We start from the raw sequence: 11,062 nt of genomic DNA, 5'->3' as shown, positions 1-11,062 counted from the left end.
TTAAGAGTTGCGGCGGCCGAGGTGCAGGCCGAGGCGGCGGACGGTCAGGGCGGCGCAGATGCTGTGGCTGCGCAGGTTGCCGTGTACGCCGTCGGCGCTGTAGCTGGCCGGGTCGCGCTCGGCGGGGTGACCGGTGCAGTTGACGTGGATCGCGCCGAGCCGGGCCGCGAGCGCCGCGGTGCGCGCCGACAGCATCCGCATCCGCTCCCCCACCTGCTGCTTCACCGGCTCGGGAAACGACGGGGCGAAGGAGACGTCGAACATGCCGACCGTGATCACGTCCGCACCCGCCGCGCGCAGCGCGGTGATCATCGCGGCCAGCTCGGCGTCGACCGCGTCCGGCTGATACGAGCGCCGCATCGCGTCGTTGCCGCCCGCCGAGATCAGCGCCAGGTCCGGCGCGAAGCGCAGCGCGTCATCGAGTTGCCGCTCCCGGATCTCGGCCGCGCGCAGCTCGCGCACGCCCAGGTTGAGGTAGGCCAGGTCGGGCTGCTGCTCGGCCAGCTCGCCGCGGATGCGGTCGCACCAGGCCTGCTCCACGTAACCGGGCACCGGGTCGCCCACCCCCGAGGCGACGCTGTCACCCAGCACCGCGAAGCGCTTCCACGGGTGCCCGGCCAGCAGCGCGGCCGCCTCGCCGGGGCGCAGGCAGTACGGGTCGGCCGCCTCCGGCATGGCGGCGTACCCGTCAACCATGGCTGGCCGCCTTGTTGTTCGGCGTCTGCTGCACGGGCAGCCGCACCTCGCTCAGCTCGGCCATCTCCGACAGCCCGGCCAGCTTCGCCTCCAGCTCGGCCAGCTCGCTGCGCATGCGCTCGGCCTGCCGGGCCGCCTCGGTCTGGTCGACGGTGAGCGCCTCCTCGACGCTGCGGCGTACGCCCGGGACGTCCAGCAGGGCCAGCATGTTCAGCGCCTCGGCGCTCTTCACCAGGTGCCGCGAGCCGAGCAGCGCGCGGCCCTTGCGCACCTCCACCAGCCACTGGCCGTTGGCGTAGGCCAGCGTCACCGACAGGCGGGCGGGCAGCCGGGCCGCACCGGTCAGCACGGCAGGCGCACCGGCGCTCAGCTGCCGCCAGGTGCGGTACGCGAACACCGGTGCGAGCAGCGCCACCAGGTAGGCCCCGGCCGCGGCGGCCAGCGCCCAGCGCAGGTCCAGCCGGGGCAGCGCCCAGGCCGCGGCGGCCGTGCCGAGCGGCACGCCCAGGTGGGCCACTCCGGCGGCGAACGCGCCGACCCGGCTGCGCACCGGCACCGGCACCCGCTGCGACAGCAGCATGCCCAGCGGCGGCGTCACCGACGACATGGTCGCCCCGCACACCGCGGCCACCACCGCGACGATCAGCTGCACCGGCGGCAGCCCGCCGACGACCGCGGCAGCCCCGCCCCCGGCGAGGAAGGCCAGCGCGAGCACCAGGTGCCGGGACGGTGTCCTGGTCAACCCGGTCAGCACGACCGACCCGGTGACCGCGCCGAGTGCGAAGGCCCCGCCGACCAGGCCGAGCAGGCCCGGCTCCCGCAGCACGTGCTCCACCCAGGCCGCCACCAGCAGCACCGCACCGGCCTGCACCAGCAGGTTCGTCACGAACAGCACGGCCGCCAGGCGGCGCACCAGCCCGTCGGCCCGCAGCTCCGCCATCGCGCTACGCCGCAGGTCGCGAGCCTGGGTACGGGCGATCGGCAGCGCCTGCCGGCCGTCGCCGGCCGGACCCACCTCCTCTGCCGCATGCCGTCCACGCGTGACGGGGCCGTCGCCGGTCCGCTCGGCGGCAGCCGCCGGGTGATCGTCAGCCAAGTCGTCGGTCGCCGCTGGAGCATCGTGGGCGCGGTCGGCGGTGCCTGCCGAAGCGCCGTCGCGCGGCGGAGCAGCGACCCGTCCGTTGAGCGGCGGGTCGCCCACGACCTGGGCCGCAGCGGACACCCGGCCCTCGGCCGCCGTTTCCGCCACGGCTCCGGCGTCGCGGTCGGTCGCCCGCCGTTCGTAGTCTGTTCCGGCGGTGTCACGGTCGGTCGCCCGGCGTTCGTCATCTGACCGCGGCGAGGCGGAGCCCTTCGCGTCGCCCGCGGTCGAGCCTGCCTCGGCGGGCAGCACCTCGCCGCTGAGCACTTCGGACTGCGGCGTCGCGGCGTCGGGGCGCGGCCGGACGGTGACCGCCTGCACCAGCATCGCCGCGCCGAGCAGGCACAGCACGGCGTCCAGCCAGAGCACCCCGGCCGGGCCCAGACGCACCGCGAGCACTCCCGCCGCCGCTCCCCCGGCCAGCACCGCGAGCACCTGCAGCGCACGGACCAGACCCGATCGCGGCGGTCGCGCACCGTCGTCCGTGACGTCGCGGCGCACCGCGTCCCTGGCCCGGTCGCCGATCGATCGCAACGCACCGGCCAGGGCCGCCAGCACACCCAGACCGACCGCACCGGGCAGACCCGACCTCGCCGCCAACGCCGAGTCGGGCAGCGCGAAGTATGCGATCCCCGCCAGCGCCGGGGCGCTGAGCAGGTCGGCCGACACCGCCAGGCGCATCGGGCGCAGCCGGTCGGCCAGCGCCACAGCCAGCGGGCCGGCCAGCAGGTAAGCCAGCACCTGGGCCGCCGAGACCAGCCCGACGGCCTGCCAGCCGGCGTCCCCGGCCAGCAGCAGCCACGGCACCACCAGCAGCGACATCCGGGTGGCCAGCGTCGACACCGCCGCGGCGGCCAGCACCGGCAGCCCCGCGGCCTGCTCGGCCTGCTCCGGTGCCGGGTCACCGACCACGGGTGCGGCGTGGATCGTCATCACTGTCCTCCAGAACCGGTGCGGGCGGCGTACCGCTCCCGCAGCGCCTTCTTGTCGACCTTGCCGAACTCGGTCAGCGGGAACGCCTCGATGAACTCGACCTGCTGCGGGGCCCACATCGCGTTGAGTTCGGCGGTGGCGAGCCGGATCAGCTCCGCCCCGGTGACGGCGCCGTCGGGCGTACGCACGACGTACGCGTACACCGACTCGCCCTCCAGCTCGTGCGGGACGCCGATGACCGCCGCGGCCTGCACCTCGGGGTGGGTGGCCAGCGCGTCCTCGACCGGGCGGCAGAAGACGTTGGTGCTGCTCAGCCCGGTCACGATCATGTCCTTGACCCGGTCCATCAGGTACAGGTAGCCGTCGTCGTCGAGCTTGCCCACGTCGCCGGTGCGCAGCCACCCGTCCACCAGCGTGTGCGCGGTCAGCTCCGGCATGCCCCAGTAGCCGCGCATCAGCAGCGAACCGGCGATCCACACCTCGCCGACCGTGCCGGGTGGCAGCACCTGCCCGTCCTCGTCGCGGATCTGCACGCGCACGTCGCCGTACGGGATGCCGCACGAGGACAGCCGTTCGGGATGCGCCGGGTCGTGGTCGAGTCCGGGCAGCGCCGAGATGAACGGGGACTCGCTCATGCCGTACACGATGCGCAGCACCGGGCCGAAGCGTTCGATGGCCTGGGTGAGCCGGGTCGGCGAGGCCGCCGCGCCCGACACGGTCAGCGTGTGCAGGCTGCTGAAGTCGACCCCGGCCGACTTCGGGTCGTCGAGCAGCACGTAGAGCAGCGGCGGGGCGAGCAGCGTGCTGTTGATGCGCTCGCGTTCGATCGTGTCGTAGAACAGCGGGTAGTCGAGGCCGTCGTGCAGGAACGCGGTGCCGCCGGTGAACAGGGTCATGAACACGGCAGTCTGCGCGCTGACGTGCCAGGTGCCGGCGATCAGCAGGTGGCGCAGGGTGGGCTGGCCGCTGTGCAGGTAGTGCTCCGACAGGGCGTGCAGCGCGGCGAAGAAGCCGTGGCCGTGGTGCACCAGCTTCGGCGAGCCGGTGGTGCCGCCGGTCTGGAACAGCGACGACGGCTCGTGGGTGACGCCGGCCGGATCGAACGGCAGCGTGATCGCGGGCGTCCCGGCGGTGAGGTCCGGCCCCTTGCCGCCGGATCCGAAGCAGAACACCGGCCGGGGTGCCGCCAGGGCGGCCAGCTCCGCGCCCATCTCGGGCAGCTTGCCGGCGTCGTAGACGAACGCGTCGACCTCGGCCAGGTCGAGGAAGCCGCGCCGGAACCGCGGCGGGGCGTTGTTGGCGATCCAGGCCGTGCGGCAGCCCATCAGCCCGGCCGCGAGCTGCAGGAAGATCGACTCGGCGGGGTTGCGGGCGAGCACGCCCAGCGCCTGTCCGGGGCGTACGCCGTGCGCCCACAGCGCCCCGGCCATCGCGATCACCTCGCCGTGCACCTCGGCGTAGGAGTAGCGCCGCCCGTCGACCGCGACGAGCGCTTCGGCGTCACCGAATCCGGCGAAGAGTGTCAATGCCTTTGCGGCGTAGTTGTCCGCCGGATCGTATGTGCGATCGCCCACGGTCGAGTCACCCCAGTTTGGTCAGAAGGCAGCGGATTCGCTGGTGGCAGGCCGATTCCGGGTGTGTGGCAGCGACCTGTGCGCAGGACGTTACCGCCGCCGGGATGAATCATCCACCACCTAGGGTCGTCGATTCGTACACTCGTCATTTTCCAATCGGGACATTTGCGTATGCAGACGTCTGGAGCGGACGGTCCATCGATTCCGGTGGTGCCAAGCGCGCTCCGATCGGCTTAGACTGCCGACCTGACACCACGGAGCCCGGCACCGCCGCGCACGCGGCGCGCCGGGCGACGCCCGGGTTCCGGTGATCGATGGTCGACAACACCCCTCCGCGACCGAGGAGCCCCACCCCGATGAACAGCCCCCGGCAACGGCAATTCCTGATGGCCCTGGTCACCCTGGTGACCGTGGGCTCGACCCTGCTGGTCGCCACCGCGAACAGCCAGGCCGTCGCCCCCGAGCCGGAGGCCTGGGTCGGCTCCTGGTCGGCGGCGCTGACCCCGGCCGGGGCGGGCAAGTCCAAGGACGGCTTCTCCGACCAGACCATCCGGATGTTCGTGCACACCTCGGTCGGCGGCACGCAGGCCCGCATCCGGCTGTCCAACCGGTACGGCACCGCGCCGCTCACCATCGGCCGCGCCACGCTCGCCCTGCCCTGGCCCGAGGCCGGCCCCGGCGACCTGAAGCCGGGTTCGGTCGTGGACGCCACGTTCAACGGGCAGAAGTCGGTCACCATCCCGTCCGGCGGCAGCGCGGTGAGCGATCCGGTGCCGATGGAGATCCCCGCCTCGCAGGACGTCGCGGTGAGCCTCTACGTGCCGGCGCAGCCGAAGCCGAACCCGGCCACCTGGCACCTGTACGCCCGGGAGACCGCCTACATCGGCACGGGCGACCACGCGAGCGCGGCCAGCGGCGCGAAGCTCGCCGAGACCCGCAACAACTGGTACTACCTGGCCGGGCTCGACGTGCTCAACCGCAGCGGGCAGGGCTCGATCGTGGTGCTCGGCGACTCGATCACCGACGGGCTCAAGACGACCGTCAACGCCGACCGCCGATGGACCGACTACCTCGCCGCGCGGCTGGTCAAGGAGGCCCCCGAGGGCCGGGCGCCGGGCATCCTCAACGCGGGCCTGTCCGGCAACCGGCTCACCCTCAACGGCGCCGACCTCGGCGTCAACGAGCTGGGCATGAACGGGGCGTCCCGGTTCCACTTCGACGTGCTCGGGCAGACCGGGGTGCGCACGGTCATCCTGGCGCTCGGCATCAACGACGTCTGGCTCAGCCAGGACACCGCCGACAACATCATCGCGCGCATCCAGCAGATGGCCTCGGTGGCCAGGCAGTCCGGCTTGAAGATCATCGTTTGTACGCTGAGCCCCTGGAACGCCTTCGAGTCGGCTCCGGGCGTGGTGGCGTACACCCCGATCCTGGACTCGGTGCGGCTGCAGGTGAACTCGTACATCCGGACCAGCACCGACTTCGACGGGGTCATCGACTTCGACGCCGCCCTGCGCGACCCGGCCAACCCGACCAAGCTGCGGCCCGAGTGGGACAGCGGCGACCACATCCACCCCAACGACGCCGGCAACGAGGCGATGGCCAAGGCGATCCCGCTCGACCTGCTCCTCGCCGACGACTCCGACGAGCAGTGACGTGGCCGCCGAGGTCTCGCTGGCATCGCTGCACACCGACGAGGTGCGCCGCGACCCGTACCCGTTCTACGCGCGGCTGCACGCCCTCGGCCCGGTCTGCAAGGTCGCGCCGGGCGACCGGTACAGCTACGTCGTGCACGGGTACGAGGCCTCCGCGCACGTGCTGCGCGACTCGGCGACCTTCAAGGTGATGGACGAGACGCTGCTCGGCGCGAAACCCAGCTGGGAGGGCAACCGGGCACACGCGGTGTTCATGAACTCGGTGTTCTTCACCAACGCGCCCCGGCACACCCGCATGCGCAAGATGTTCAACCAGGCGTTCACCCCGCGCCGGATCAACGCGCTCGACCCCGCGATCGAAAGCCTCACCGCGGACCTGCTCGACCGCCTCGCCGAGCAGGCCGCCGGCGGGAAGGTCGACTTCATGAGCGAGTTCGCCTTCCCGCTGCCCGCCAACGTGCTCGGCGAGCTGCTCGGCGTGCCCGAGGCCGACCGCGCCTGGTACCGCCCCCGGGCCCTGGCCCTCGGCGCGATCCTGGAGCTGGGCGGCGCGACCCCGGACAATGTGGCCGCCGCGAACACCGCCGCCGAGGAGATCACGCCCTACTTCGCCGAGCTGGCCGCGCGGCGGCGGGCGGAGCCGCGCGACGACCTGGTCACCGCGCTGGTGCAGGCCCTGGAGTCCGACGGCGGGCAGCTGTCCGAGGAGGAGCTGGTCGCCAACCTGATCGTGGTGTTCAACGCCGGTTTCGTCACCACCACCCACCTGCTCGGCAACGGCCTCACCCTGCTGCTGGAGCGGCCCGACCAGCTGGCCCGGCTGCGCACCGACCGGTCGCTGACCCCCCGCTTCGTCGAGGAGATCCTGCGCTACGAGGTGCCCACGCACTTCTCGGTGCGCTGGGTCGCCCAGGACACCGAGGTCGCCGGGGTGCCGATCCCGGCCGGCTGCTGGGTGCTGGTGCTGCTGGCGGCCGCCAACCGCGACCCGGCCCAGTTCGCCCGACCGGACGTGTTCGACCCCGACCGGACGGAGACGTCCACCCTCAGCTTCGGCGCGGGCGCGCACTACTGCCTGGGCGCGGCGCTGGCCCGGCTGGAGGGGCAGCGCGGGCTGGCCATGCTGCTGGAGCGGTTCGGCGACATCCGGCTCGCCGAACCGCCCGGCACCCCGCGCCAGCTCATGCTGCGCGGCCACGAGCAGCTCTGGCTGACCCTGCGCTGAGCCCGGCCGTCAGGCCGGTGGCAGCGGCTCGCCGCCGGTGACCTGGGCGCGCGGCGGCAGCTCGTCCTGGATGCGCCGCCAGTGGTAGATGTAGACCGGCACCGCGATGGCCAGCATGGTCGCCGAGCCGACGATGCTCAGCACCGCCTGGCGGCGCTGCGAGTCCCGGGTCAGCTTCTCGATGCGCTTCTGCTCCGCGGCGAACGCCGCCTCCTCGGTGGGCGTGCAGACCTGGCCGGGCTTGCTCTCGGCGCAGCGCGGCACGTACCCGTAATAGCCCGGGTCGGGGTAGAGCAGCTCGACCGTGCTGCGGACCAGGTTGACCGCGGCGAAGATCGAGATCACCAGGGTGATCAGGCAGACCAGGTACAGGTACAGGTTGCGCAGGGTCGTGCGATCGGAAAACGCCATCGCGGCTCCTCGGTCACCGGGCGATCAGGTTGAGCCCGATCGTGCAGAAGAGCGAGAGCAGGAGCGACACAGCGATCATGGCCAGGCAGCCCCACGCCCCACCCAGCGGCCTGACCTCGGTGTTGCCGATACGCATCCGACCGTTCCTTCCCGCCCCAGGCCATCATCCCCTGCCGGCGCGCGCCGCGGCGGGTATTCGGTCAGTCCTCGCCGGCGGGCTCCGCCCCCGCGGCGGCGAGCGCCGCGCCGACGATGCCCGCCTCGTTGAGCAGGACCGCCGGCACCGCGGGCGTACGGATGTCGATCAGCGGCAGGAACTTCTCGGACTTCTTGCTGACGCCGCCGCCGATGATGAACAGGTCGGGATTGAACAGGTTCTCCATCTCGCGCAGGTATTCCTCGACGTGCTTGGCCCACTTGCCCCAGCCGAGCTTGTCCACCTCGCGCGCGTGCGCCGACGCCCGCTCCTCGGCGTCCTCACCCCTGATCTTGAGATGCCCGAATTCGGTGTTGGGCACGAGCCGGTCGTCGATGAAGACCGCGCTGCCGATGCCGGTGCCCAGCGTGAGCATGATGGTGACGCCCTTGCGGCCGCGGCCCGCCCCGAAGGTCATCTCGGCCACGCCGGCCGCGTCGGCGTCGTTGAGCACGGTCACCGGCACGCCGACGGCCTGGCCGAACAGGTCTCGGGCGGGCGCGCCGAGCCAGGACTTGTCGACGTTGGCGGCGGTGCGGGTCACCCCGTGCAGCACCACGCCGGGAAAGGTGACGCCGACCCGCTCCGTCGCGCCGAAGTGGGCGGCCACCTCGGCGACCGCGGCCACCACGCTGGTCACGTCGGACGGTTGCGGCGTCTCCACCCGGAACCGCTCGCCGGTCAGGGTGCCGTTGGTGACGTCCACCGGGGCGCCCTTGATGCCGGAGCCGCCGATGTCGATGCCCAGAATCGCCATTGCCTCAGTCTAGGCCGCGCACACCCCCCGCCACGTCCCACAAGCGACCACGGGTCCCGCCACCGGCCGGTCAGCGGGCCGCCCGGCCGATGCCCGCGAGCGCCTCGCGCAGCAGCGCGACCCGGCCCTCGGCGTGGGCGTACTCGGCCAGCACCGCGCTGAGATTCACGGCCAGCACCCGGGCCCGCGCCGCACCCTCGGCCGGCACCGGGCCGTAGGCGTCGAGCAGGGCGGCCCGCGCGGGCCCGATGAAGCCGCTGTATGCCAGGGACAGGTCCACGGCCGGGTCGGCCAGGCACACGTCACCCCAGTCGATGACACCCGTGGCCCGGCCGTCGCCGCCGAGCAGCAGGTGCCGCTGGTGCAGGTCGCCGTGGACCAGCACCGGGGCGCCGTCGCCGGGACCGAGCGGCTCCGCCTCGTCCAGCAGCCGGAACACGGCCGGATCGGGCCGCCACAGTCCCGCCGCGACCAGCCGGGCCAGCCACTCCCGCGCCTGCGGCCCGCGCACACCCGGGTCCCCGCGCCGCATCGGATCGTGCGGCAACACCACGGGAGGCCCGTCCGGCCCGGACGCCGCGGGCGGAGCCTCCGCGGCGGCGGACCCGCCACGCGGTCCGGCCGCGTCGACCGGCGTCGCGCGGACCGCTACGCGGGCGGCCAGGACCGGGTCGTGCAGGGCGCGGAGGAACGTGCCCAAATCGGCGGCGGCGCGGGTGCGGCGCTCGTCGGACAGGCCGGAGTCGGCCAGCTCGGCACCGGGCACCAGGCGGGCGCCCCAGAACGGCCACGGGAAGCCGTCCGACGGCACGCCGATCAGCTCCGGGAACGGGATCGGCAGCGGCAGCCGGCCCGCGAGCCGGGGCAGCACCGCGGTCTCGTGGGCCAGCAGCCGCAGCGCGACGGCCCGGCGCGGGAACCGGAACACCCACTCGCCGCCGACCAGGTGCACCGTGTTGTCCCAGCCGGTGGCGAGCAGGGTCACCGGCGCACCGCGCAGGGCGGGGAACTGCTCGGCGATCAGCAGGGCCGCCTGGGCCGCGTCGACCTCCTGTTCGGGTGTCCAGGCGGGTGCGCTCATCGGGCGGCGGCGCGGCGTACCGCGGCGACGGAGGCGGCCACGTCGGCGTCGTCGGTGGACCAGTTGCTGACCGACACCCGCAGCACGTCGCGCCCCTGCCAGCGGGAGCCGGACATCCAGGCGGCGCCGTCGGCGAGCAGCCGGGCGGTGACCTCGCGGGTCCGGGCGTCGTCGTCGAACGTGGCGCAGACCTGGGTGAACACGACCTCGTTGCGGATCGTCGCGCCCTCGATCGCGCCGATGCCGTCGGCGAGCGCGCGGGCGTGCCGGGTGAGCCGTTCGACCAGGTCGGCGACGCCGGTGCGGCCGAGCGAGCGCAGCGCCGCCCACACCGGCACGCTGCGGGCGCGGCGGGACAGCTCGGGGACCTTGTCCTGCGGGTCGGCGGGGCCGGCTTCGGCGCGTACCAGATAGCTGGCCTGGGTGCCCATCGCGGCCCGCAGCGACGCGGGGTGCGCGACCACGACGATGCCGCAGTCGTACGGCACGTTGAGGGTCTTGTGCGCGTCGGTGGCCCACGAGTCGGCCAGTTCGTGCCCGGTGAGCAGGTGCCGGGTGGCCGGGGAGGCGGCGGCCCAGAGGCCGAACGCGCCGTCCACGTGCACCCACGCGCCGTGCTGCCGGGCGAGCGCGCAGGCCGCGCCGACGTCGTCGTACGCCCCGGAGTGGATGTTGCCCGCCTGCAGGCACAGGATCGTCGGCCCGGCGCCGCGGGCCAGCTCCTCGGCGAGCGCGTCCAGGCGGATGCGGCCCTGGTCGTCGGCGGGGACCAGGATCGGCGCGCCCAGGCCGAGGTAGCGCAGCGCCTGGTCGAGGGTGGCGTGGCGCTCCGCCCCGGCGAGCACCCGCACCCGGGGCGCGCCGGTCAGGCCCAGCGTGTCGAGGTCCCACCCGGCCTCGGCCAGCATGTGCTGGCGGCCGGCGGCCAGGCCGGTGAAGTTGGCCATGGTCGCGCCGGTGACGAAGCCGACGTCGGCGTGTCCGGGCAGGCCCAGCAGGTCGAGCACCCAGTCGGCGGCAGCCTGCTCGATCGCGGCCGCGGCGGGCGTGGAGTAGCGCATCGCGGCGTTCTGATCCCAGGCGCTGACCAGCCAGTCCGCGGCGAGGGCGGCGGGCAGCGTGCCGCCGATGACCCAGCCGAAGAAGCGGCCCGACGGCATCGCCATCAGGCCGGGCTCGGCCCGGCGGGCGAGCTGGTCGACGACCTCGGCGGCGTCCGTGGGGCCGTCCGGCAGCGGGCCGCCGAACACGGCCGCCAGCTCGTCGGCGCCGGCGCGGGGCCGCACCGGGCGGTCGGGCAGCGAGGCCAGCCAGGCGAGGGTATGGGCGACGGCGTGATCCAGCGCGGGCGCGTAGTCCTCGGGGCGTGCGGTCATACCCTGCACTCTGCTAC

Annotated in this window: 10 protein-coding genes; 2 read left to right on the top strand and 8 right to left on the bottom strand. The window is 73.8% G+C overall.

Annotation, left to right across the window (positions count from 1 at the left end; all coding sequences use genetic code 11):
• The 3 genes from Cco03nite_RS23920 to Cco03nite_RS23910 are packed head-to-tail and all read right to left on the bottom strand — an operon-like array spanning position 1 to position 4,344.
• The gene (locus Cco03nite_RS23920; protein WP_373314314.1) at positions 1 to 696 is read right to left on the bottom strand and encodes an SGNH/GDSL hydrolase family protein; all 696 of its coding nucleotides are present in this window, start codon (positions 694 to 696) and stop codon (positions 1 to 3) included.
• Positions 689 to 2,770: an MFS transporter gene (locus Cco03nite_RS23915; RefSeq protein ID WP_203694421.1), complete on the bottom strand. Its 2,082-nt coding sequence runs from the start codon at positions 2,768 to 2,770 to the stop codon at positions 689 to 691. The genes Cco03nite_RS23920 and Cco03nite_RS23915 overlap by 8 nt, the downstream gene beginning before the upstream one ends.
• The gene (locus Cco03nite_RS23910) at positions 2,770 to 4,344 is read right to left on the bottom strand and encodes an AMP-binding protein (RefSeq protein ID WP_203694420.1); all 1,575 of its coding nucleotides are present in this window, start codon (positions 4,342 to 4,344) and stop codon (positions 2,770 to 2,772) included. The genes Cco03nite_RS23915 and Cco03nite_RS23910 overlap by 1 nt, the downstream gene beginning before the upstream one ends.
• A gap of 356 nt (positions 4,345 to 4,700) precedes the next feature.
• Between Cco03nite_RS23910 and Cco03nite_RS23905 the strand changes: the two genes are divergently transcribed.
• On the top strand, positions 4,701 to 5,999 hold the full coding sequence (locus tag Cco03nite_RS23905) for an SGNH/GDSL hydrolase family protein (protein ID WP_203694419.1): 1,299 nt from the start codon (positions 4,701 to 4,703) through the stop codon (positions 5,997 to 5,999).
• Between the two features lies 1 nt (position 6,000).
• Complete coding sequence (locus tag Cco03nite_RS23900) at positions 6,001 to 7,224, top strand: cytochrome P450 (RefSeq protein WP_203694418.1); 1,224 nt, start codon at positions 6,001 to 6,003, stop codon at positions 7,222 to 7,224.
• Between the two features lie 9 nt (positions 7,225 to 7,233).
• Here the strand turns inward: Cco03nite_RS23900 and Cco03nite_RS23895 are convergent, their stop codons facing one another.
• The 5 genes from Cco03nite_RS23895 to Cco03nite_RS23880 all read right to left on the bottom strand — a co-directional run bounded on the left by Cco03nite_RS23895 (position 7,234) and on the right by Cco03nite_RS23880 (position 11,045).
• Complete coding sequence (locus Cco03nite_RS23895; protein WP_203694417.1) at positions 7,234 to 7,635, bottom strand: hypothetical protein; 402 nt, start codon at positions 7,633 to 7,635, stop codon at positions 7,234 to 7,236.
• A 13-nt stretch (positions 7,636 to 7,648) separates the two neighbouring features.
• Positions 7,649 to 7,771 carry a hypothetical protein gene (locus tag Cco03nite_RS42925; RefSeq protein WP_275412072.1) on the bottom strand — a complete coding sequence of 41 codons (123 nt, stop codon included), beginning with the start codon at positions 7,769 to 7,771 and terminating at the stop codon, positions 7,649 to 7,651.
• A 64-nt stretch (positions 7,772 to 7,835) separates the two neighbouring features.
• Positions 7,836 to 8,588 carry a polyphosphate--glucose phosphotransferase gene (gene ppgK, locus Cco03nite_RS23890; protein WP_203694416.1) on the bottom strand — a complete coding sequence of 251 codons (753 nt, stop codon included), beginning with the start codon at positions 8,586 to 8,588 and terminating at the stop codon, positions 7,836 to 7,838.
• Positions 8,589 to 8,658: 70 nt separating this feature from the next.
• Positions 8,659 to 9,669 carry a phosphotransferase gene (locus Cco03nite_RS23885; protein ID WP_203694415.1) on the bottom strand — a complete coding sequence of 337 codons (1,011 nt, stop codon included), beginning with the start codon at positions 9,667 to 9,669 and terminating at the stop codon, positions 8,659 to 8,661.
• Entirely contained in the window at positions 9,666 to 11,045 is a 1,380-nt protein-coding gene (locus Cco03nite_RS23880; protein ID WP_203694414.1) for a pyridoxal phosphate-dependent decarboxylase family protein, read from the bottom strand. Before Cco03nite_RS23880 ends, Cco03nite_RS23885 begins: the two co-directional genes overlap by 4 nt.
• Positions 11,046 to 11,062 lie beyond the last annotated feature (17 nt).

The organism is Catellatospora coxensis, from assembly GCF_016862635.1.
Taxonomy (GTDB): domain Bacteria; phylum Actinomycetota; class Actinomycetes; order Mycobacteriales; family Micromonosporaceae; genus Catellatospora; species Catellatospora coxensis.
This window is presented reverse-complemented; position numbering and strand designations above follow the sequence as displayed.